The following is a 23,867-nucleotide window of genomic DNA, read 5'->3' on the forward strand; positions in this document are numbered from 1 at the left end:
GCGGCGCGGGGTGCACGGGGCTCGATGAAGGCGAGGAAGGACGGACCACGGCGGAAGCACTCATGACTTACCCCGCGATGGCCACAGCGTCGTCGGCACGCCACGCGAGGCCGAGCGTCTGCCCGATCTCGAAGCGGTTGCCGCGACGATGCGTCGGAAATGCCGCGATCAGCGACTTGCTCGTGTCGCTGCCCGTGGCCTGCGATTGCAGATACAGCTTGGTCATGCCGCCCGTGACCATGATGTCGGTGAGCTTCGCCGAAATCGTCGCCACGCCGTCAGTGTTCGCCGCCCCTTCCTGCACGTGCAGGTTCTGCGGACGCAACATCAGCTTGACCGGCTTGCCGCGCTCGACCTGCGGGTCGTAGACCATCGCGGCGCCGCCCTCCACGCCCGGCATCGCCACGCGCACCTGATCACCGGCACGCTCCAGCACCGTGGCGTCGAGCAGGTTCGATTCGCCAAGGAAGTCGGCCACGAACACACTCTTCGGACGGAAATACAGATCGTCGGGCGTGCCCAGTTGCGCGATCTCGCCCGCGTTCATCAGGCAGATGCGATCGGACATCGTCATCGCTTCTTCCTGATCGTGCGTCACGTACACGATGGTCGTGCCCAGTTCGCGGTGAATGCGCTTGATTTCGAGCTGCATGTGATCGCGCAGCTTCTTGTCGAGCGCACCCAGCGGCTCGTCCATCAGAATGATCGACGGCCGGTAGACCATGCAGCGCGCGAGCGCAATGCGTTGCTGCTGACCGCCCGAGAGCTCGCGCGGATAGCGCTCGGCCACGTGCGGCAGGTGCACCATCTCCAGCGCCTGCATCACCTTCTGGCGCGCGGTGGCGCTGTCGGTGCGGCGCATCTGCAACGGGAACGCGATGTTCTCCGCCACGGTCATGTGAGGGAACAGCGCGTAGTTCTGGAACACCATGCCGATGTCGCGCTCGTACGGCGCGCCGTACGTGACATCGGCCCCGTTGATGCGGATAGCGCCCGCATCGGGCTGCGACAGACCGGCGATCAGCGAGAGCAGCGTGGTCTTGCCCGAGCCGCTAGGCCCGAGCAAGGTCAGAAATTCGCCCTGGGCGACGTCGAGATCGGTCGGTGCAAGTGCGACGAAATCGCCGTAGCGCTTGCAGAGGCCCGAAACTTGGAGATTGGCAACGGTCATGAGATCAGCACCCGTAAAAACGTGAAACGGAACCGCAGGTGAGGATCAGGTCAGGATCCAGCGATTGAAACGCTCGAGCGCCGCGCTCTGGTTCTGTTGCCAGAACTTTGCGTCGATGTGCACGCCGCTCTTCATGTTCTCGGGGAACGTCGGGCAGTTTTTGGCGATCTCGGGCTTGACGTAGTTGAACGCCTCGGGCTGCGTCATACCGGCCGGGAAATACTTGACCAGATCGGCCTGGCGCTTCGGGTCGCTTGCAAACTTGATGAACTCACGGCAGGCGGCCGCGTTGGGCGTGCCCTTGAGAATCGACCAGTTATCGCAACCCCAGATGTTCTGGTTCCACACGATCTGCACCGGCACGCCGTTGGCTTGTGCCGACTGCGCGCGCGAGGCCCACGTGGCCACCATGTCCACTTCGCCCGAACCGAGCATCTGCTCGACTTGTGCGCCGGTGGTCCACCACACGTCCACGTGCTTGGCGATCTTGTCCAGACTCTTGAAGGCGCGATCGAAGTCGGCCGGATACACCGAACCCGCCGCCACGCCGTCGGCGAGCAACGCTTCTTCGATGGTGTCGAACGGATACTTGCGAATCGAACGGCGGCCCGGGAAATCCTTCACGTTCCACAGGTCGGCCCACGACGTCGGTGCCTTGCGGCCCTTGAACGCATCGGTGCGATAGGCGAGCACCGTGGAATACACGTTGGTGCCCACGCCGAACGGCGACATGTACTGCGCCGGAATCTTGGCGATGACCGGGTCGGCTTCGAGGCCGTGACGCTCCAGATATTCCTTGCCCCCCGAGGTCAGCAGCAGAATGGCCGGCTGGCTGATCTTGGCCATGTCCCACGTGTAGCTGCCCGCATCGACCATGCTCTTGATCTGCGCGGTCGGTTCGGCGTTGGCCTGCACGCCCACCACCTGAATGCCGGTCTTCTCGAAGAACGGCTTGTAGTACACGGCGTCGTACGCCTTGGTGTAGATACCACCGTCGTCGCGCACCACGATGCGCTTGGTGGCGGCGCGCGAAGGCGTCCACACGAACGGGAACGCTACGGCAGCGGCGCCCACCAGCGCCGTCTTCATGGCGGTGCGGCGACCCGGTTGCGCAAGCGCGTCGGTGCTTTGGTTGTCTGCGAGATCGCTTGGATTACTGGGGAGTGCGGAGGTCTTGCGTTTCATCATGGTCTCCGGTCTGGGAGGGTTGGGCGCGGCGACGATCGGTGCAGTCGGTACGGTCAGGAACTTGGGCACCGGCCGCCGCGCGCGCATTTATGGCAACTCAATAACAACACTTGCGATAAAGCTGTGAAACGAGGGGGATGAATTCGGGGGATCGGTGAATCAGGGAATCAGGCGGCCCGGGTTGAGCAACTGTTGCGGATCGAGCGCCGCCTTCACGGTGCGCATGAGGGCGAGCTCAGTCGTCGACTTGTAGCGCGCCATCAGCGGCAGGCCCGTCTGGCCCACGCCATGCTCGGCGCTGAACGTGCCCGACAGGCGTGCTGCCACGTCGTTCACGCAGGCACGCATTGCGTCGCCCATGCTCGCTGAATCGCTGAGCGCTTCCCAGGCGTCGAACGAGAACATCGGAATGAAGTGCACATTGCCGTCGCCCATGTGGCCGACGATCGCGATGTCCAGGCCCGGCACGATGTCATGCACGGCACGCGTGGCCGCCGCGATGAATTCGGGCACGCTCGAGACCGGCACGGCGCAATCGGTGGTCAGGCCGACAGCGGCCTTCTTGTTAGCTTCGCTCACGCTGTGACGCACTTCCCACAGGTCGGCGCGCTGCGTCTCGTTCGCAGCGATGACCGCGTCTTCGACCAGTCCTTGTTCGATGGCCGCACCCAGCGTTTCGGTCAGCACCGCTTCGAGCACGTCGGCGTCGCGGGTGTCGCCCAGTTCGACCAGCACGTGCCACGTATGTTCGCCTGCCAGCGGATTGCGGCGATTGGGCACATTGGCGAGCACCAGATCGAGCTGGTGACGGTTCATGATTTCGAAGGCCGACAGGCGCGAGCCGCAGGCGCTTTGGAACATGCCGAGAATTTGCAGTGCGGCGGCCGGATCGCGCGGCGCAAACCACGCGAGCGAGTGATGCGTGGGCAGCGGATGCAGTTTGAGCGCCGCCGCGGTGATGATGCCCAACGTGCCTTCGGCGCCGATGAACAGATGCTTGAGATCGATACCGGTGTTGTCTTTGCGCAGTGCGCGCAGCCCGTCCCAGACGGTGCCGTCAGCGAGCACGACTTCGAGGCCGAGCACGTTCTCGCGCGTGTTGCCGTAGCGCAGCACGCTGGTGCCGCCCGCATTGGTCGAGAGCGTGCCGCCGATCTGGCACGACCCTTCCGCGCCGAGACTCACCGGGTACAGACGGCCAACGTCGGCGGCGGTGTCCTGCACGGTCTTCAGAATGCAACCGGCTTCCACCACCATCGAGCCGTTGGCGGCATCGACCTGGCGAATGTGGCGCATGCGCGCCAGATTGATGATGACGGGCGCGCGGCCGTCGTTGGCCGGGACCGAGCCGCCACACAGGCTCGTGTTGCCGCCTTGCGGCAGGATGGGAACGCCGGCAGCGGCGCAGAGCTTCACGACGGCGCTGACCTGTTCGGTGGACGACGGCAGCACGACGCACAGCGCTTCGCCGTGGTAACGGCCGCGCCAGTCTTCGGTGTAGCCGTCGGTGTCGGCCGCGCCGGTGAGCACAGCCGTCGTGCCCAGCGTGGCCTGCAACTGCCCAATCAGCGTCTCATGCGTTAAAGCGTCGTTCATTGCCCACCTGCTCCTGAATGAATCCACTCGTCTGGCGATCCGATGTGATCAAGGATAGGCGAGAAAAAATTGCAATAAAATCTCTTTAATTGCATTGCAATTGAATTAGGTGTTTATGCGGATGCGCCTCATACGACGGTCAATGCCCTCGTGAGTTAAGTGATAATGACCGACGTCATCCGAAATCATCCGATCGTCCAACCCGGCGCGAGGTGCAGTCGACATGCCAGAAGCTACACACTTCATCGGCAACCAATGGGTCGCTCCGGCGAAAAGCCCGGCGATTCCCGTCATCGACCCGTCCGATGGTCAGCCGTTCACGCAAATTGCCCGTGGCGACGCCGAAGACATCGACCGTGCCGTGAAAGCGGCCCGCGCGGCGTTCGATGGCGAGTGGGGAGCCTTCTCCGCAGCAGAGCGGGGCCGCGTGCTTTACGCCATTGCCAACACCCTCGCCAAACACCACGAAGCCCTCGCGCAACTCGAAGCGCGCGACACCGGCAAGCCCCTCAAACAGGCGCGCGCCGATGCGGCGGCCATCGTGCGTTACTTCGAGTTCTACGCCGGTGCCGCCGACAAGCTGCACGGCGAGACCATTCCTTATCAGCAGGGCTACACCGTCTTTACCGTGCGCGAGCCGCATGGTGTGACGGGGCACATCATTCCCTGGAACTATCCGTTGCAGATCTTCGGGCGCAGTGTCGCTGCGGCGCTCGCCACCGGCAACGCATGCGTGGTCAAACCCGCCGAAGACGCCTGTCTGTCGTTGCTGCGTGTGGCAGAACTGGCCGCTGACGCCGGTCTGCCGCCCGGTGCGCTCAACATCGTGACGGGTTACGGGGCGGAGGCCGGCGCCGCGCTGGCACGGCACCCGGGCATCGATCACATCTCGTTCACGGGCTCGCCTGCCACCGGCATGCTGATCTCGCAGATGGCCGCCGAAAATCACACGCCGGTCACGCTGGAGCTGGGCGGCAAGTCGCCGCAGATCGTGTTTGCCGATGCCGACATGGACGCCGTGTTGCCGGTCGTCGTGAACGCCATCGTGCAGAACGCGGGGCAGACGTGTTCGGCCGGCAGCCGTCTGCTCGTCCAACGCGACGCGTATGAAACGGTGCTCGCCCATCTGGCCGAAGCGTTTGCGAAGCTGCGCGTCGGGCCCTCGCGTGACGATCTCGATCTCGGGCCGCTCATCAACGCGAAGCAACAGCAACGCGTGTGGGATTTCCTCTCCGAAGCGCAGCACGACGGTATCGCGCTGATGTCGCAAGGCGAAGTCGTGGGCAGTGCACCGGAAAGCGGTTTCTATCAAGCGCCGACGTTGCTGCGCGACGTGCCTGCCGAGCACCGGCTCGCCCGCGAGGAAGTGTTCGGCCCGGTGCTCGCCGCCATGCCCTTCACGGATGAAGCCGATGCCGTACGGCTCGCCAACGGCACGCTCTACGGCCTCGCCGCTGGCGTGTGGACGCGAGACGGCGGACGCCAGATGCGGCTCGCCCGCTCGATTCGCGCGGGGCAGGTGTTCATCAACAACTATGGCGCAGGCGGCGGCGTGGAGTTGCCCTTCGGCGGCATGCGGCACTCCGGCCACGGACGCGAGAAAGGTTTCGAAGCGCTGTACGGCTTCACCACGCTCAAGACCGTTGCCATCCGGCACGGATGATTCCCTGATCCCTGATTCTCATCAGGCACGGAGGAGACAAGGCATGCGTTTGCAAGACAAAGTGGCGATCGTCACGGGGGCGGGTTCGGGTTTCGGTGAAGGTATCGCCAAGACGTTTGCGCACGAAGGCGCTGCGGTGATCGTCAACGATCTGAATCGCGAAGCGGGTGAGCGCGTTGCCAACGAGATCACCGAAGCCGGGGGACGTGCCGCATTCGTCTACGGCGATGTCTCTCGCGAGGGCGATCACGTCACCCTGCTCGACGAGGCCGTGACGCGCTTCGGCCAGTTGGACATCGTGGTGAACAACGCGGGCACCACCCATCGCAACAAGCCGCTGCTGGAAGTGACGGAGGCCGAGTTCGATCGCGTATATGCGGTCAACGTCAAGAGCATCTTCTGGAGCGCGCGGGCGATGGTCCCCTACTTCCTGCAACGCGGCGGCGGCGTGATGATCAACATCGCCTCCACCGCCGGCGTGCGCCCGCGCCCGGGGCTCGTCTGGTACAACGGCAGCAAAGGCGCCGTGATCACTGCCAGCAAGGCCATGGCCGCCGAGTTCGGGCCGAACAACATTCGCGTGAACTGCGTCAACCCCGTCATCGGCGACACGGGCCTGACCGCCGACTTCATGGGGGTGCCCAACACCCCCGAGAACCGCGCCAAATTCCTCGCAGGCATTCCGCTCGGACGCTTCTCCACACCACAGGACATCGCCAACGCGTGCCTTTATCTGGCCAGCGACGACGCCGCCTTCATCACCGGCGTCTGCCTCGAAGTGGACGGCGGGCGCTGCATCTGACATCGCTTTTGCTTTTGCTTTTGCCTTTGCTTTTCTCGCTATTTGCAGTTTGTGCAGCGCATCGCACCGTAGCACCGTAGTTGTCGAACACACATAACGACAGACAACACAACGTCATTCCGGAGGAGATCCGTATGAATAGCATTCCGACGCCCCCCACGCCGATGGCAGACTCGCTGCCGGCGGGCTTCGAAGAAGCCACCTACCGCAAGGTGGGCTGGCGGTTGATTCCGTTTTTGCTGCTGTGCTACGTGGTCGCGTACCTCGATCGCGTGAACGTGGGCTTTGCCAAGTTGCAGATGGTCGGTGATCTGCAATTCTCCGAGACGGTGTTCGGCCTCGGCGCCGGCATCTTCTTCATCGGCTACTTCATCTTCGAAGTGCCGAGCAACGTGATCCTGCACCGCGTCGGCGCACGCGTATGGATCGCCCGCATCATGATTTCGTGGGGCATCATCTCGGGCGCGACGATGTTCGTCACCACGCCCTCGATGTTCTACGTCATGCGATTCCTGCTCGGCGTGGCCGAAGCGGGCTTCTTCCCCGGCATCATTCTCTACATCACCTATTGGTACCCGGCCTCGCGGCGCGGACGCATGACCGCATGGTTCATGACGGCCGTCGCGCTCTCGGGGCTGATCGGCGGGCCGATCTCGGGCTGGATTCTCAAGGACATGACGGGCGTCTCCGGGCTGGCCGGCTGGCAGTGGATGTTCCTGCTCGAAGCGATTCCGTCGGTGATCATCGGCATCGTGGTGCTGTTCGTGCTCGATGACCGCATTCGCGATGCCAAGTGGCTCAACGAAGCCGAGAAGTCCATGCTGGAGCGAAACATCGCGAGCGACGTGCTCAGCAAGGAAGATCTGCCGCTCGCGCAGGTGTTCTCCAGCCCGCGCGTGTGGATGATGAGCCTGATCTACTTCTCGTTCGTGATCGGCCTCTACGGCGTGGGCTTCTGGCTGCCGACGATCGTCAAGGGCACCGGGGTGACCGATCCGCTGCAAATCGGGCTGCTCACCGCGATTCCGTACTTCTTTGCGGTGATTGCGATGGTGCTGGTCGGCCGGCGCTCCGACATGCGCGGCGAGCGCCGCTGGCACATCGCCATCCCGGCATTCATCGGCGCGGTGGGGCTGTTCCTGTCAACGACGTGGAGCCACAACACGCAACTGGCCATGCTCGCGCTCACGTTCGGCACCATGGGCATCATGATCGTGCTGCCGCTGTTCTGGAGCCTGCCCACGGCGTTTCTGGGCGGCGCGGCCGCCGCCGCCGGTATCGCGATGATCAACTCGCTGGGTAACCTCGCGGGCTTCGTGGGCCCCTACCTGATCGGCTTTCTCAAAGACACCACGCAAAGCACCAACAGCGGTATGTACTTGCTCACGGCCTTCATGGTGATCGGCGGTCTGCTCACGCTCGCCGTGCCGGCGCGGCTGGTGAACCAGTGACGGCGATGGCGCGTCGAGGCGATTCCGGCTGATTCCGTCTGATTCCGGCTGATTCCAGCGTATGGAACGGAGGGATTTTTCGACGCGCCGCCGGATCGCTGTATAAAACAGCGTCTTGATCGCCAAGACCGAGACGCGGCGGGCATTGTAGTCGAGTGCCCGCCTTGGGAGTAACATGCATCAGGCCATCCGCTCCGGGATGGCCTGTTTTTTTCCCCGAAACCGCATGCCCGCCAACGACTCACAGACGACGCCGGCCGGCGTCTCGCTCACGCCCGCCGAGATCAAGTCGATTCTCTCCGGCCTGCTGCTCATCATGTTTCTCGGCTCGCTCGACCAGACCATCGTCGCGCCGGCGCTGCCGACGATTGCCCGCGATCTGGGCAGCTTCGACGCCGTGTCGTGGGTCGTCACCGCGTATCTGCTCTCGTCGACCGCGATCACACCGATCGTCGGCAAACTCTCCGATCTGTTTGGGCGGCGCGGCATCATCGCGCTGAGCGTCGCGGTGTTTCTGGTCGGCTCGATTTTGTGTGCGCTCGCGCCCACCATGCTCACGCTCATCATTGCGCGTGGCGTGCAGGGGCTGGGCGGCGGCGGGTTGATCGCCCTATCCAATACAGTCATCGCCGATATCGTCTCGCCGCGCGAACGCGGGCGGTATCAGGGCTACATCTCGGGGATGTTTGCGGTCTCGGGCGTCGCCGGGCCAGTGACGGGCGGCGTGTTCGCGCAGTACCTCAACTGGACACTCATCTTCTGGATCAACATCCCGCTGGGTCTGCTCGCGATCTATCTGAGCGACCGCGCACTGCGCCGTCTGCCCCGCCGTGTCGGGCGTCCGACCATCGATTATCTGGGCTCGCTGCTGTTGATCGTCTCGACGGTGGCACTGCTGCTCGCACTCACGTGGGGCGGTCATCGCTACCCGTGGGTGTCGAAGGAAATTGTCGGCTTGATCGTCGTGACGGTCGTGGTGGGTGCAGCGTTCCTGCGACGCCAGCGCAGTGCGGCCGAGCCGCTGCTGCCGCTCGCCTTGCTCGCCAACCCGGTGTTTCGCGTGACCTCGACGATGGCCGTGCTGGTGATGATGGTGAACATCAGCATCGGCATTTACGTGCCGCTCTATCTCCAATTGCAACGCGGCCAGTCGGCCAGTAGTTCGGGACTGATGCTGATACTGCCGTTGCTCGGCATCGTGATCGGGGCGCTCTCGTCCGGGCATTACATGCGGGCGACCGGACATTACAAGCGCCCGCCGCAGATCGGGTTGCCTGCCGCATTGCTGGGGCTCGCGGTGATCGCCATCGGCGTGGAGTCGCTGCCGCTTGTGGTCATCGGTGCGTGTCTGGGGCTGGTCGGCATCGGCTTCGGCTCGGCCATGCCGGTCATGACGGTGGCCACGCAGAACGCTGTCGCGCCGCGCGATATCGGTATCGCCACTGCCGCGCACGCGTTCTTCCGTGCGTTGGGCGGCATGATCGGCGTCGCTCTGTTCGGGGCAATCATCGTCGGGTTGCTGGTGATGGGCGGCGACGGTTCGGCACCGCACGAGTTGACCGATTTCCTGCGCCCCGGCGGGGCACCGGCCGGGATGGAAGATCATCTGCGTCTCGCGTTCGGCGCATTCTTCGGTGGCAGTGCGCTTGTCGCGGCACTCGCCATCGTGGCGCTCAGCCGGCTGCCGGAGATTCCGCTGCGGCAGAGTTCGGCGAACGAGGCAGTGGCGGCGATCGATTGAGTGGCGTGAGTGTCGAGTGAGCCGGCTGGAACGGGTAATTGAGGGTGCGCCTCTACGGCGGATGAGCGCTGCATGAAAGTGACGGAGCAGGCGGGGCGGCACGATGTTTCTCATCGTCTCCGCCCTCCTTGTCATAGGACTCCGCCGTGCTTCCAGTCAACGCTTACCATGCCACCCCGACGCGCTCGCCGGCCGATTCCATCGCCGACGATTCGTCTTCGACGATCTCCGGATCCACCGACAGCGGGAGACCCGCCGTCGATGAGCACCCTACGATGCGCGATGCGCCGGCCGGCGACTTCATTCACCCTGAGCACCGCGACCGTGCATCCGCAACACGTCGGGATGCGCAGCAAGCACGCAGTGCCGCGTTATCGCGTATCTCGCCCGCCATCGCGCTGAACGCAGCAGAAGATGCACTCATTCGCGCTGCCGCCGAACTGCCTGATGCTGCACTTGACGCCACACTGCAAGTCATCGCCGCGAATCCGGACGGCCCGCAATTTCGGGAATTGTGCGACGGTCTCAAACGACTTCCTCTTGCCGACGCACAACGCCTGTTTGGCCGTCTGACGGGGAGACTCGAAGCGTCTGCCTTGAGCCCGGAATGGGGACAGGCGTTCGAGCATCTGGTGGCGTTGCGGATCCCCCTGCAACACCGGATCACCGAAGCCATTCTGGCCATCCTGCCGAACTCGGAAGACGATCGCCACGGGCATGCGTTCGCACTGGCGAGCGAGTCGGTGGAGGCGCGTCTCGACGCCGCGTGGTTGCAACAGACGCACGCCATGTCGATGGCACCGCCTTCGGGCGCCGCGACACGCGACGCAACGCCCTTGCTCACGTGGGAAAACACGCTCGTCAGCCTTCGACGCACGGGCGACTATTGCAATCCCTCCCGGCTGACCCGGCTGGCCCGAGTGATTCCCTCGCTGCCCGAACACAGCAGAAGTGCGGCGGCCGTAAGCACGCTGAAGGCTGGCATCGACACTGAGGACGGCGAGATCACCGGGGGCTGGGGCGAACTCGCGGCGGTGCTGATGGACGTCACCCCCGAGCGGGATCGCGTGCCGCTGGCGCAAGCGCTGCTCGATGCCGTCGCGCTCGCCTCGCATCCGGCCGAAACCATGGACGTTCTGAAAGCGCTGGCTCAGGCGGTGCCGCGTTATCCCGAGGACCACGCCGACGTCATCGTGAGCACGCTCACGAACTTCGCGGCGATGCGCGCGGAATATGCGCAACTGAACGTCTTCACGACCGAGCAATCGCTCGACGCGCTGCAAGCGGTGCGAAACGCCACCGAGTTGGATCAAGCGCGACGTTATCCATTGCCCGATTTCGATGCCCTGCTCAGCGAAGCGCTGGAAAGCCTTGCCGAGCGCGTCTACGGGACGTAATCGGTTGAACGAAAACCAAAGCCCGCTCGCGGGCCTCGTGACACTCTGCCGCTCCCCTGATATCAACGGAGCTCGACTTGTTCTCTATCGGCCCTTCCGGTAACGCCCCTCAACAACTGACGCCTCCGACGACCGGCGGTGAACCGTCGGCAAAACGCCATCGGGCCGACCTGCCTTCGTTCATCACGGATTTTGATGGCGCAAGGGGTGCGAATTTCAGCGTCATCACCAACTTCTTCTCTGAATGCGTGCCCCGCGCGGCGCCCCGCCTCACACAAGTCGTCACACCGCGCCGCGCGCTCGACATCGACCGCGTAGTGCCCGCGGGTACCACGGACGGAACCTTGATCAATATCGCCGGCGATTCGAAAAGCCTGACGGCGTTGGCCACACGCGCGCATCTGAGAACGTCCCCGCTGCCGGAAGCCAAACGGCATTTCGAACGGCTGCTTCATTCGCTCGAAGCGAACCCGAAACTGACCTGTTGGAATTCGGCGTTCGAAAACTTGCTGGCATTGCACAACATGCTCGAACAAAGAACCACCCACGCCGTGGTCGACTTGCTGTTCGACGCGTCTGCCGAACAATTCCTGCCGGAGGCCAAAGCACTGGTGCGTACCGCACGTAACGCACGTTTCGACAACGCGCTGACTCGCCATCTCGAGGCAATCGCCGCAATGCCGCCGGCATTGAGACTGAATGCCTGGCGCGACACGTTCGCCAGTGTCCAGCGCTGCGAGGGGTACTACGAGGCGTCGACGGCCAACCGGTTAGCGAAATGCATCGGTGCTTTGCCGGGGCAGGATCGGGACGTGGCAATACTTGAGATGCTGGATATCGGTGCGAAGGTCATACGCGGTTCGGGCTGGGATGCGCTGGTCGATACCTTGTACAAAACCTGTGCCGCGGGCTCGCTACCTCGGGTGATACGAGCGACGCTCGACGCTGCGGCCCGCGCTCATGATGCCGATATCAAGGATGCGGTGCTGGCGACGGCCCTGCATATCGATCGCTGCTCGCCGGAGGATGCCGAACACGTGCTCGCGCGACTGGTCGCAATCGCCACGCTGGAAGACGAGGACTGCCCGTTGGAATTAACCGATCTCGAAGCGATCTCGATGTTGCGCGATCTGCGTCATACCAGCGACAACGACACACGTGCCTACGCTCGCCCGGACTTTGACGATCTGATCCAGCAGCAATGCAGTTACGCGGCAGACTAGGCTGACGAATGCGAAGACGCCAGCCGCATGGGCTGGCGTCGTCTTGTACCACTCAGGCCGTTGCACACGCCCGGTAATGGCGATTGGCCTGTTCCATCTGGCCAAGCCCTTCGAAGAGTTGTGCGAGCGCCAGATGCAAACGCTGCTGCAAATGACGATCGTCGGTGTGACGCAACGCGCCCTCGAGGAACGTCTGCGCCTTGCCCCACAAGCGTTGGTGCTGGCAGAGCTTGCCCAGTGCATAGAGCAGGTCGGGATCGTTCGGGTGGCGTTGCTGCCACGCCTCGGCCTTCTGGATGAGCGGCAGTGCATCACCGCCAGCACAGTCGGCATAGCGGCGCAACAGGCGCGGATCCCAATGTTCGGCCAATGCCGCTTCGACGATGTCGCGGGCTTCGCGCGGACGATCGAGCGCAATCAGCAACTCGGCTGCCACATCCGCCGTACGTGCCGACGTGCGCGCGTCGGCCGGCAACTCGTGCCAGCACTTGAGCAGCGCGTCAGCATCGTGGCGGTGATCGCGCAGAATGCCTTCGCTGGCCGTCTGCTTGAGCTTGGCCGCCAGCGCCGGGTGCAGCGCTTCACGCTTCTCCAGTACCTTGAGCAGACTCAGGACTTCAGGCCAGTGCTTCAGGTGCTGATGCGCCCGCAGCGCGACCAATTGCGCCTGCATGCGGCGTGCGCCTTGCGCCCGCATTTCAGTCAGCGCTTCGAGCGCGCCTTCTGCGTCGCGGGTGTCGACGCGCAACTCGGCCGTCTGCAACAGACGCGCTTCTTCGAGATTCGCGCCCTGCGCTTCGGCGAGCCACGTGTCACGACGCGCAAACTCACGCATGCGATGCGCCGCACGTGCGCCGATGATGGCCGCCACACCGCGGTTATCGTCCTGCTCGGCCGCTTCACGTGCCGCTTTCTCGGCACGCGTGTAACGACCGGCGAAGAGATTGGCCACGGCGTCGCGCAAGGCAATGTTCGCGCGACGGCTGCGTTGGCGATTGCGGTACGCCGCGACACGCTCCGGCATCTTGTAGATGTTGCGCAGCACGCGAATGATGACGTACAGCGCGAAGAACAGCGCCAGCAATGCCAGCACAAAAAGGTTCAGCGAAACGTCCACACGGTACGGCGGCACCAGCATTACCACCTGCCCGTGATTGAACGTGGCCAGCACGGCAAAGCCGGCCGCCACCGCGAACAGGAGCGTCAACCAGATCAATCCTCTCATCCAGGGCTCCTTACGGCTTGTCCTTGACGTCCTTGACCTGACCGATGGCGGTCAGGCTGGCGTCAAGCGTGGGCAGTTCGATGGTGCGAGCACCCGAATCGACCTGATCGAGCAACGTTTTGACCGCACCGATGCGACGCGACTTGCCGTCGAAGTACTTGTCCAGTGCAGCCTGTGCCACCAGCACATCGGTGTGCACGGCGGCCGCATTGCGTGCGAGCAGCGCCAGACGCGCATTCAGCAGGCGCAGCTTCAGGTTGGCCCGCAGGAACGCCCCCTGCTCCGGCGCGACGAGCATCACGTCCGGGTCGTCCAGACGGCGCACCTGCACCAATTGCTTGAGACTGCCGAGCATCTCGCCCGACAAACGGTCCAGCGTGGCGCGCCAGCCGGTGTCGCCCGCGCCGCTCGGGCCGGTGGCGTCGGATTTCGGTGCGGCCCGTTGCTCTTCCGCTTGCAACGGCAGGGTGTCGATCATCGCGATGGCCTGATCGAGCTTGCCGGTCAGTTGCGGCAAATCGGCCGCCGGGACTGCCTTCAGACGGTCGATGTCCTTCTTGAGCGCATCGCGCACGCCGGCCAGTTGCGGCGCGCCGGTGCGTGCCAGACGGGCATCGGCGCCTTCGAGCGCGATCAGCGCGCCGCGCACGTTGCCGGTGAGCTGCAACTGCTGGTTGGCACTCGTGACGATCTGCTCGGTCTCGGCCAGCACCCACTCGTCGCGGTTGTGTGCGAGTTCCTGATAGAGCTGTTCGAGCGAGGCCTGCTGACTGCGCGAATCGGCCACGCGGCCTTCGAGCGCCGTTAGCCGGTTTTGCAAGTCGCGCTGGTTATCGAGCGCCTGCGCGGTGCGCACCTGCGCCTGCATGACCTGCGCGTCGCCGGCCTGCGCGCGGCGTGCCATCTCCTGCTGCACGCGGTCGAGCTTCTGATTGAGGGACCAGCCGCCGATGCCCGCGCCTGCCGACACCAGCACGAAGAGCAGCCACGGCAGGGCGGCCCCGCTGCCGCGGCGCTTTTGCGGCGGCTCGGGCGGTGTCCATGCGGGCGGCACACCCGCTGTGCCATAGGGCGCAGACGAGGGGCTGGACGCCGCCGGGCCGGTCGATGCCGGCGAATTTGGGGAAGACTCGGGAACGCGATTATCTGTCGTCATGCTTGACTTGAATGGGATCCGCCCATGTTTTGAGTGCCGCCAGCAAGTTCTCGTCGCCAGCCGCGCACTGCGTAATCCTATCAAACCCCGCAGCCCGCGCGGCATCGGCGATGCGCGCATGCGACGTAAAGCACGGCGCCGCAAGGATTTGCGCCAGAACGTGCGGGGTGCCGGGCGTATGTACGCCTTCTTGTGTTCCGTATCGGGCCGCCAGCATCGTCGCCAGATGGCGCACGGCTTCAGAGCTGGTCAGTACCCATGCGCAAGGCACGCTGGAGGTCAGCCGTGCTTCGAGCGCCGCCCAGACAGCCGAATCCGGGGCTGGAGCACGTCGAGTGTACGCGCTCACGATGTCGACCTGAGCGCCGGCAGCACGCAGTGTGTCTGCGAGCAACTCACGTCCGCCGTCGCCGCGCACGATCAGCACGCGGCGTCCGGCCAGTGCGGCGACATCGAGTTCTGCCAGTAACGCTTCGGAATCGAAGCGTGCGTCGGGGCCGCCCGGCGGCAAGATCACCTGATGCTGCGGCGGTGCGATGCCCGCTTCGGCCAGCGCCTGTGCGCTGCCCGGGCCAACGACCGCCACCGGCAGCGACACCGGCCAATACGCCGAAGCGGCACTCGCGCCCGACTTCAGGAACACGAGCCGCGACAACGCATGTGCCACGGCGTTCGGCGAGACGAACACCGCCAGTGCGTACGCACAGAGATCGTTCAGCGCGGTATCGAGCGCCGCCAGTGCGGCCGCGTCGGCTTGCGCCGCAATGTGCAGCAACGGGAAGGCGAACGAGTCGATGCCTTGCGCTTGCAGGGCGGCGGCGAGTGCCCCGCTCTGCCCGTCGGGGCGCGTCAGGATGACACAGCGTGAGGGAACCGGCGCGCGCGGGCCCAAACGCGTCAGTCCTTCGGCTCGGACGGCGGCACCAGTGCCAGCCCGCCCGCGTCGATGAGTTCCTGCGCCACACGCTTGCCAAGCGCCTCCGCACCGGCGACATCGCCTTGTTCAACCGTAGCAGCGCCTTCGGCGCGAAGCACCGTGGCGCCGTCCGTCGAGGCGATGAACGCGCGCAGCGACAGCGCCCCTTGTGCGTCGAATTCCGCGAATGCGCCAAGCGGCACCTGACACGAACCGCCAAGCGCGCGCGACACCGCGCGCTCGGCGCTCACAGCCAATGTGGTGCGGGCGTCATGCAGCGGGGAGAGCCATTGCAGGATTTCGGGACGTCCGGCACGCACTTCGATGCCCAATGCGCCCTGACCGGCCGCCGGCAGGCTCGCTTCCGGTGGCAGAATGGCACGGATACGCTCACCCAGACCCAGACGCTTCAAACCGGCAGCGGCAAGAATGATCGCCGAGAAGTCGCCACGGTCGAGCTTGCCCAGACGCGTATCGAGATTGCCGCGCAACGGCGCCACTTTCAGGTGCGGATACTGCGTGCGCAAGCTCACCTCGCGACGCAGGCTCGACGTGCCGACCACCGCACCGGCGGGCAGCGCATCGAGGCTGTCGTAGTCGTTACTCACGAAGGCATCGCACGGGTCTTCACGCTCGAGCACCGCAGCAAGCGTGAAGCCCTCGGGCAGTTGCATCGGCACATCCTTGAGCGAATGCACGGCCAGATCGGCGCGTCCGTCGGCGAGCGCGAGTTCGAGTTCTTTGACGAACAACCCCTTGCCGCCGACCTTGGCGAGCGAGCGGTCGAGGATCTGGTCACCGCGAGTGGTCATGCCGAGGATACTCACGTGACACTGCGGATATAATTTGTGCAGCGCGTCACGCACGTGTTCGGCTTGCCACATGGCGAGTCGGCTCTCGCGCGAAGCGATCACCAGGGTTTCAGGAGCAGCGAAGTTCATTCAGCAACCGCGTGAAGACCAAAAGAAAAAATGGTATCACGCTTGGCCGGCGGCTCAGACTGCCGGCTTCGAGAGGAGCGACATGAAGAGCAGCGCAACGGCAGATACCCCGCAAGAGGGTCTCGCCCCGTCGGTCGGCAACACGTCACCCGCAGAAGCAGCATCGGCGGCCACATCCACTACTGGTGAGGCCGCAGCCGCTTCGCCACCGGGCAAGGAACGCGCCCGCCGCTCTCGCGAGGACAAAGACGCCCCGCTGCGCGAGGACATCCGCTTCCTCGGCCGCCTGCTGGGCGACGTGCTGCGCGAGCAGCAAGGCAGCGACGCCTTCGATCTGGTCGAGACCATTCGCCAGAACGCCGTGCGCTTTCACCGCGAAGACGACCGCAGCGCCGCGCAGGCGCTCGATACGCTGCTCAATGGCCTGTCGAACGAACAGGCCATTCAGGTGGTGCGCGCGTTCAGCTACTTCTCTCATCTCGCGAACATCGCCGAAGACCGCCATCACAACCGCCGCCGCCGCGTGCACGCGCTTGCCGGCAGCAAGGCGCAACCGGGCAGCCTCGCCGCCGCACTGCAAAGCCTGAAAGACGCCGGTCTGGCCGATCCCGCTACGCTGCAAGCGTTCTTTGCGAGCGCGCTTATCGTGCCGGTGCTGACAGCTCACCCGACCGAAGTGCAACGCAAGAGCATTCTCGATGCCGAGCGCGAGATCGCCCGCCTGCTCGCCCATCGCGACGACGCCCTCACTGAACGCGAATCGGCACGCAACACCGAAGCGATGCGTGCCTACGTGACCACCCTCTGGCAAACACGCATGCTGCGTAGTTCGCGCCTGACGGTGGCCGACGAAATCGACAACGCGCTGTCGTATTACCGCAGCACGTTCCTGACCGAAATTCCGGGGCTGTATGCCGACGTGAGCGCCGAGCTGTCGGAAGCCGCGCCCGGCGTGCGCCCGCAGGCACTCGGCCGTTTCCTGCAAATGGGCAGCTGGATCGGCGGCGATCGCGACGGCAATCCGAATGTGACGGCGCAGACGCTGCAACTGGCGATCACGCGTCAGGCTACCGAGATCTTTGCGCACTATCTGGAACAGGTGCACTTGCTCGGTGCAGAGCTGTCAGTGTCGCAACTGCTCGCCGGTGCCAGCGACGCGTTGCTCACGCTCGCAAAGCGCTCGCCCGACGATTCGCCGCACCGCACCGACGAGCCGTATCGCCGCGCGCTGATCGGCGTGTACGCCCGGCTGGCAGCCACCGCGCACGCGTGGGTCGGTCACGTGCCGCATCGTGGCGCCGTGGGCGAAGCCAGCCCGTATCTCGACGCCGCCGAGTTCGTCTCGGATCTGAATACCGTCGTTGCATCGCTCATGTCGCATCACGGCGGCGCGCTGATTTCGCAGCGCCTCGGGCCGCTGGTGCGCGCGGCCGAAGTGTTCGGCTTCCATCTGGCCAGCATCGACCTGCGCCAGAGTTCGGACGTGCACGAAGCCGTCATTGCCGAACTGTTCGCCAAAGCAGGCGTCGAGGCGAATTACGCGCAATTGTCCGAGGACGAAAAACTCGCGTTGCTGCTGCAAGAGCTACGCGAACCGCGTCCGCTGTTCTCGCCTTATCTCGACTACTCGCAACGCACGCGCGACGAGTTGGCCGTGTTCGGTGCTGCGCGCGAGATCCGGGCGCGCTTCGGCGCACGTGCGGTACGCAACTACATCATTTCGCACACGGAGACGGTGAGCGATCTGGTCGAAGTCATGCTGCTGCAAAAAGAGACAGGGCTCTTCCAAGGGGCGCTCGGCGCGGCCGACGTGACCGACGCGCACGGCGAACCCACGACCGGCATCAAGGTCGGCGCGATGGTCATCCCGCTGTTCGAGACCATTGCCGACTTGCGCAACGCGCCGGTCATCATGCGCGCGCTGTTCGACATCCCCGGCATGGCCGACGTGGTGACGCAGCAAGGCGGTGAGCAGGAAGTCATGCTCGGCTACTCGGACAGCAACAAGGACGGCGGCTTTCTCACGTCGAACTGGGAGTTGTACAAGGCCGAACTGGCGCTGGTGCACCTGTTCGAGGAGAAAGGCATCCGGCTGCGGCTCTTCCATGGCCGTGGCGGCACCGTCGGCCGTGGCGGTGGCCCGACGTATCAGGCCATCCTGTCGCAACCGCCGGGCACGGTGAAGGGGCAGATTCGCCTCACCGAGCAGGGCGAGATCATCGCGAGCAAGTTTGCCAACCCCGAAATCGGGCGGCGCAATCTCGAGACCATCGTCGCGGCCACGCTCGAAGCGACGCTGCTGCCCAGCCGCAACCAGCCGCCGCAGCTCGACGCCTATGAAGCCGTCATGCAGACGCTCTCGGACACGGCGTTCAGCGCCTATCGTCATCTGGTCTACGAGACGCCCGGCTTCACCGACTACTTCTTCTCGGCCACGCCGATTGCGGAGATCGCCGAGCTCAATATCGGCTCGCGCCCCGCGTCGCGCAAATTCTCGGACCCGAAGCAACGCCGCATCGAAGACCTGCGGGCAATTCCGTGGGGCTTCTCGTGGGGCCAGTGCCGTCTGCTGATCACCGGCTGGTACGGCTTTGGCAGTGCGGTCGCCGCGTATCTCGACGCCGCGCAAGACGATTCGGCACGCAACGAACGGCTGGAAACGCTGCGCCAGATGGTCAAGCACTGGCCGTTCTTCGCGAACCTGCTGTCGAACATGGACATGGTGCTCGCCAAGACCGATCTGGGCGTGGCGTCGCGCTATGCCGAGCTGGTGCCCGACGAGACCCTGCGCAAGCACGTGTTCGACCGCATCGTGGCGGAATGGGAGAGCACGTCGAAGGCGCTGGCCCTGATTACCGGGCATGAAGAGCGTCTGGCCGACAACCCGATGCTCGCCCGCTCGATCAAGAATCGCTTCCCGTACCTCGATCCACTCAATCACTTGCAAGTGGAACTGCTACGCAGACACCGTGCGGGTGAATCGGACGAGCGCGCGCGGCGCGGCATTCATCTGTCGATTAACGGCATCGCCGCCGGCCTGCGTAATACGGGCTGATCCAGCGAATAGGGGGATGGGGGCAAATGCGACCTCCCCGAGCATGGCGTCGACGCGGCTGGAATCGCGTCGACGCCAGCTGGTTCCTTGGGATTCTCCCCAACGACAAACCGGTCGATAGGGCGGTATATTGCGACGCATCCGATTCGATTGTTGCCGGGGGGCCAATCCATCATGCATTCCCTTCTGTTGTTGCCGCATGCGCGCCGCGTGCGAACTGCGGTTCAACGTGCCCGGCTACACGGCACCGTTCTCGCTTCTGGCTTCGCAACGCGCCTCGCACCTCAGCTCGCACCTCTCCTCGCCTCTCTCTGCCTCCTGAGCGCGCCCGCGCATGCCGGCGCGCCATCAGCGGGCGATATTGCCGATACGGCAACCCCATCCGCCGTCTCCCCCACCGCCGCTCCCGCCACGGCGAATGCCCAACAGGACGCGGGCGTATTTTCCGCCGCGCCGCACGGACTGCGGGGGTTTGCGGTGCGGCTGGTCTCACAGGCATTGGCAGGCAAGGTGACGCAGCCGTCGCCACCGCCGGTCATCGACCCTGTCCTCGATCCGCTCATGCGCGGCATTTTGGAGCGTCTGACGATCAGCGAAGCGGTCGCGCGCACGAAATTCGGCTCCGGCAAACCCGTGCAGGACACGCCCCGCGAACAGGCCCTGCTCGATAGCGTCGGTGAGCGCGCCAGCCAGTACGGCCTGACGCCGGCTCAAGCGCGCACGTTCTTCCGCCTGCAAATCGAAGCGGGCAAGCTCGTGCAGACCGCCCTGCTCGCCCGCTGGGCACGCGAGGGGCGTGCACCGGGGCAACCGGTCGATCTCGCGACGCGCCTGCGCCCGGCGCTCGACCGGCTCGGTGGCTCGCTGATGCACGATCTGGGCCGTCTCTGCGCGCTGCCCGACGACCCGACGCGTCTGGCCCGCATTCATCAGGCACGCGAGCGCATCGCGAAAACGGCGAAACTCGAAGCGCTGCAACGCGCCGCCTTCGACGAGGCCACCTCCGGCCTGTGCCTGTCAGCGCCGCCGCGTATCTGGACGCTGTCAATGGCGCAGTGACGCCGGCAGGCGTGGCAGCGCGGGTAGCAGGCGAACAGCCGAACGCACGAACGGCCGAACCCTCGAGCGAGTAAGCCGGTGAGCGGGCGAACAGGTGCCCAAACACCCGCGATCAGCCCCAAGACCTGACGGGGCGCGGGCGTTGGTATAATCACGGTTTGCCGTGTTTTCACTACGGTCCGCTTCAATCTGCCTCGATTGGCCTCGATTAGCCACGCTACGACAATGACCTCCCAACTCCACAAGAAGGGCGAAGCCTGGTCGGCTCGCTTTTCCGAACCTGTTTCCGAACTCGTCAAGCGCTATACCGCGTCGGTATTCTTCGACAAGCGTATGGCCCTGTTCGACATCGAAGGGTCGCTCGCGCACGCCGACATGCTGGCCGCACAGGGCATCATCAGTGCTCAGGATCTGGCCGATATCCAGCGCGGCATGACGCAGATTCGCGGTGAAATCGAGCGTGGCGAATTCGAATGGCAACTGGATCTCGAAGACGTTCACCTGAACATCGAAGCGCGCCTGACCGCCCTGATCGGCGACGCCGGCAAGCGCCTGCACACGGGCCGCTCGCGTAACGATCAGGTCGCTACCGACATCCGCCTGTGGCTGCGCAGCGAAATCGACCGCATCGGCACGCACCTCGGCGACCTGCGCAGTGCGCTGCTCGATCTGGCAGAACAACACAGCGCCACGATCCTGCCGGGCTTTACCCACCTGCAAGTCGCACAGCCGGTGACCTTCGGTCACCACCTGATGGCGTATTTCGAGATGTTCAGCCGTGACGCCGAGCGCATGATCGACGTGCGCCGCCGCGTGAACCGCCTGCCGCTGGGCGCTGCTGCGCTGGCCGGCACGAGCTACCCGATCGACCGCGAACGCGTTGCCGCCACGCTGGGCTTCGAAGAAGTCTGCACCAACTCGCTCGACGCCGTGTCGGACCGCGACTTCGCGATCGAATTCACCGCCGCTGCCGCGCTCGTGATGACGCACATCTCGCGCTTCTCGGAAGAGCTGGTGCTGTGGATGAGCCCGCGCGTGGGCTTTATCGATCTGGCCGACCGTTTCTGCACGGGCAGCTCGATCATGCCGCAGAAGAAGAACCCCGACGTGCCGGAACTGGCCCGTGGCAAGACCGGCCGCGTGAACGGTCACCTGATTGCGCTGCTGACGCTGATGAAGGGCCAGCCGCTCGCCTACAACAAGGACAATCAGGAAGACAAGGAACCGCTGTTCGACACGGTCGACACCGTGATCGACACGCTGCGTATCTTTGCGGACATGGTGCCGGGCATCAAGGTGCGTGAAGAGAACATGCGCAACGCCGCGCTGCAAGGCTTCTCGACGGCGACCGATCTGGCCGACTATCTGGTCAAGAAGGGCCTGCCGTTCCGTGACGCGCACGAAATCGTGGCCCACGCCGTGAAGATCTGCTCGGATCGCGATATCGATCTGGCCGACCTGTCGCTGGCCGAACTCCAGAAGTTCTCGCCGCTCGTGGGCGAAGACGTGTTCGGTTTCCTGACGCTCGAAGGCTCAGTCTCCAGCCGCAATCACATCGGTGGCACCGCCCCCGAGCAAGTGAAGCGCGCCATTGCCGCGGCCCGTGCAAAGCTGACGAAATAAGCTCGCGAAGCAAGCTGACGAAATAAGCTGAACCGCCACGCCTCGCAGTGACGAAAAAGCCACCCGATTCGGGTGGCTTTTTCTTTGTCCGTACGACTTTGCAGCTGTCTCGATCAGAAGATCGGTAACGAGAGAAAGCCCTTGATGACGATGGCGTTGACGATATCGATGAAGAACGCCCCCACCATCGGCACGATCAGGAAGGCCAGATGTGAGGGCCCGAAGCGTTCGGTCACCGCCTGCATGTTCGCGATGGCCGTCGGCGTCGCACCCAGTCCGAAGCCGCAATGGCCGGCCGCCAGCACCGCGGCATCGTAGTTGCGCCCCATTACGCGGAACGTCACGAAGATCGCGTAAGCGCCCATCGCCACCACCTGCACGGTCAGAATCACGATCATCGGCACCGCCAGCGTCGACAGATCCCACAGCCGCAGGGCCATCAGCGCCATCGCCAGGAACAGCGACAGGCTCACGTTCCCGAGTACCGATAACGACCGGTCGAACACCTCGTAGCCGACCAGCGCCAGCGCGTTGCGCACCACCACGCCCGTGAACAGAACACACACGAAGGTGGGCAACTCGAAGGCCGTGCCCGACAACAACGCCGCGATGACTTCGCCGCCCAACAGGCAGATCGCAATCATGGCCACCGTTTCGATCAATGCCTGCGCGGTGATCAGGCGAACCGTATGCGGCTGCTCGAAGCCTTCCGGCGCCGGGGCTGACGTCGAGGTATCCGAGCCGGGCACCTGCGCGCCATAGCGCCCCAGACGGCCGACGAGATACCTTGCCACCGGCCCGCCGAGCAGACCGCCAAGCACCAGCCCGAACGTGGCACAAGCCATCGCGATTTCGGCGGCAGACTGCACGCCGTAGCGCTCCGCCATGACGTGCCCCCACGCGGCACCGGTGCCATGACCACCCGCCAGCGTGATCGACCCGCCCAGCAGGCCCACGCCGGGCGGCAGCCCAAGCAGCATGGCCAGGCCGACACCGATCGTGTTCTGCATGACCAGCATGCCCACCACGACCGCGAGGAACAGTCCCAGCGTACGCCCGCCAGCCCGCAGGCTCGCCAGATTGGCAGAAAGCCCGATAGTCGCGAAAAACGCCAGCATCAGCGGGGTTTGCAACGAGGTATCGAACTTCAGTTCGAAGTGCCCGAATTGACGCAGGGCTAGTGTGGTGAACGCCACCAGCAGGCCCGCCGCGACAGGCTCGGGAATGCTGTAGGTGCGAAGCGGCCCGATCCATTCGACCAGCTTGCGCCCAAGCAGCAGCACCAGCGTGGCGCAGACGAGCGTGCCGTAATTGCTGAAGACCAGTTGTCCCGTAACGCCCATGATCCCCCTCCGACATCCGAAAACCGACGAGTTTAGCAACGGGATTACGTCACTTTCTTGGGTAATTTCCCAAAAATAGGACGACCAAGCATACCCTTAACGCCATCGATTTACACCGGGATCGTGGACTTTGCCATCGTTTTCCCGGCATCTCGCCGGGGTTTGGCCGACATTGGGAACATACGGGCAACGCGGAGACACTCGTTTGGGCGATATCCGCAAGTTGCGATGCGAGAAAGCGGCGTATGGCGCGTAACGGCACATCTCGGAAGTCACCCGGGAAGTCGCCCAGAAAGTCACCTCGGAGGCGGCCCAAA

17 protein-coding genes are annotated in these 23,867 nt (G+C 64.5%); 9 read left to right on the top strand and 8 right to left on the bottom strand.

Features of this window, described 5'->3' with window-relative positions; genetic code table 11:
* Positions 1 to 67: 67 nt before the first annotated feature.
* From CDV46_RS20230 to CDV46_RS20240, 3 genes are all read right to left on the bottom strand, one after another.
* Positions 68 to 1,171, bottom strand: a complete 1,104-nt coding sequence (locus CDV46_RS20230; RefSeq protein ID WP_087688619.1) for an ABC transporter ATP-binding protein — start codon at positions 1,169 to 1,171, stop codon at positions 68 to 70.
* Positions 1,172 to 1,216: 45 nt separating this feature from the next.
* The gene (locus tag CDV46_RS20235; protein ID WP_249277571.1) at positions 1,217 to 2,260 is read right to left on the bottom strand and encodes an ABC transporter substrate-binding protein; all 1,044 of its coding nucleotides are present in this window, start codon (positions 2,258 to 2,260) and stop codon (positions 1,217 to 1,219) included.
* 258 nt (positions 2,261 to 2,518) lie between these two features.
* A complete protein-coding gene (locus CDV46_RS20240; RefSeq protein WP_087724560.1) occupies positions 2,519 to 3,955 on the bottom strand; it encodes an FAD-binding oxidoreductase in 1,437 nt (478 codons plus the stop codon).
* A gap of 223 nt (positions 3,956 to 4,178) precedes the next feature.
* On the opposite strand from CDV46_RS20240, the gene CDV46_RS20245 reads away from it, so the two are divergent.
* The 6 genes from CDV46_RS20245 to CDV46_RS20270 all read left to right on the top strand — a co-directional run bounded on the left by CDV46_RS20245 (position 4,179) and on the right by CDV46_RS20270 (position 12,232).
* Complete coding sequence (locus tag CDV46_RS20245) at positions 4,179 to 5,618, top strand: aldehyde dehydrogenase family protein (RefSeq protein WP_087724561.1); 1,440 nt, start codon at positions 4,179 to 4,181, stop codon at positions 5,616 to 5,618.
* Positions 5,619 to 5,661: 43 nt separating this feature from the next.
* A complete protein-coding gene (locus tag CDV46_RS20250) occupies positions 5,662 to 6,420 on the top strand; it encodes an SDR family oxidoreductase (RefSeq protein WP_058375423.1) in 759 nt (252 codons plus the stop codon).
* Between the two features lie 134 nt (positions 6,421 to 6,554).
* Positions 6,555 to 7,871 (top strand): MFS transporter, encoded by a 1,317-nt coding sequence (locus CDV46_RS20255; protein ID WP_087724563.1) that lies wholly within the window; start codon positions 6,555 to 6,557, stop codon positions 7,869 to 7,871.
* 226 nt (positions 7,872 to 8,097) lie between these two features.
* The gene (locus CDV46_RS20260) at positions 8,098 to 9,612 is read left to right on the top strand and encodes an MDR family MFS transporter (protein WP_170935988.1); all 1,515 of its coding nucleotides are present in this window, start codon (positions 8,098 to 8,100) and stop codon (positions 9,610 to 9,612) included.
* A 146-nt stretch (positions 9,613 to 9,758) separates the two neighbouring features.
* Positions 9,759 to 11,009, top strand: coding sequence for a hypothetical protein (locus CDV46_RS20265; protein ID WP_140413437.1), 1,251 nt, complete (start codon positions 9,759 to 9,761; stop codon positions 11,007 to 11,009).
* 77 nt (positions 11,010 to 11,086) lie between these two features.
* A complete protein-coding gene (locus CDV46_RS20270) occupies positions 11,087 to 12,232 on the top strand; it encodes a hypothetical protein (RefSeq protein WP_087724567.1) in 1,146 nt (381 codons plus the stop codon).
* A gap of 52 nt (positions 12,233 to 12,284) precedes the next feature.
* Here the strand turns inward: CDV46_RS20270 and CDV46_RS20275 are convergent, their stop codons facing one another.
* The 4 genes from CDV46_RS20275 to hemC are packed head-to-tail and all read right to left on the bottom strand — an operon-like array spanning position 12,285 to position 16,470.
* Entirely contained in the window at positions 12,285 to 13,457 is a 1,173-nt protein-coding gene (locus CDV46_RS20275; protein WP_087724569.1) for a heme biosynthesis HemY N-terminal domain-containing protein, read from the bottom strand.
* A gap of 10 nt (positions 13,458 to 13,467) precedes the next feature.
* Complete coding sequence (locus CDV46_RS27470; protein ID WP_170935989.1) at positions 13,468 to 14,613, bottom strand: uroporphyrinogen-III C-methyltransferase; 1,146 nt, start codon at positions 14,611 to 14,613, stop codon at positions 13,468 to 13,470.
* The gene (locus tag CDV46_RS27475) at positions 14,600 to 15,505 is read right to left on the bottom strand and encodes a uroporphyrinogen-III synthase (protein ID WP_254916141.1); all 906 of its coding nucleotides are present in this window, start codon (positions 15,503 to 15,505) and stop codon (positions 14,600 to 14,602) included. The genes CDV46_RS27470 and CDV46_RS27475 overlap by 14 nt, the downstream gene beginning before the upstream one ends.
* Positions 15,506 to 15,510: 5 nt before the next feature.
* Positions 15,511 to 16,470, bottom strand: coding sequence for a hydroxymethylbilane synthase (gene hemC, locus CDV46_RS20285; RefSeq protein ID WP_087688629.1), 960 nt, complete (start codon positions 16,468 to 16,470; stop codon positions 15,511 to 15,513).
* 82 nt (positions 16,471 to 16,552) lie between these two features.
* Between hemC and ppc the strand changes: the two genes are divergently transcribed.
* From ppc to argH, 3 genes are all read left to right on the top strand, one after another.
* A complete protein-coding gene (gene ppc / locus CDV46_RS20290; RefSeq protein WP_087724572.1) occupies positions 16,553 to 19,525 on the top strand; it encodes a phosphoenolpyruvate carboxylase in 2,973 nt (990 codons plus the stop codon).
* 477 nt (positions 19,526 to 20,002) lie between these two features.
* The gene (gene aroQ, locus CDV46_RS20295) at positions 20,003 to 20,584 is read left to right on the top strand and encodes a gamma subclass chorismate mutase AroQ (protein WP_176399136.1); all 582 of its coding nucleotides are present in this window, start codon (positions 20,003 to 20,005) and stop codon (positions 20,582 to 20,584) included.
* A 225-nt stretch (positions 20,585 to 20,809) separates the two neighbouring features.
* Entirely contained in the window at positions 20,810 to 22,207 is a 1,398-nt protein-coding gene (argH, locus tag CDV46_RS20300; RefSeq protein ID WP_087724576.1) for an argininosuccinate lyase, read from the top strand.
* A 113-nt stretch (positions 22,208 to 22,320) separates the two neighbouring features.
* Here argH and gltS read toward each other — a convergent pair whose 3' ends face one another.
* Complete coding sequence (gene gltS / locus CDV46_RS20305; protein ID WP_087688632.1) at positions 22,321 to 23,550, bottom strand: sodium/glutamate symporter; 1,230 nt, start codon at positions 23,548 to 23,550, stop codon at positions 22,321 to 22,323.
* Positions 23,551 to 23,867: the final 317 nt, after the last annotated feature.

This window comes from Pandoraea sp. PE-S2T-3 (assembly GCF_002179965.1).
Classification (GTDB): domain Bacteria; phylum Pseudomonadota; class Gammaproteobacteria; order Burkholderiales; family Burkholderiaceae; genus Pandoraea.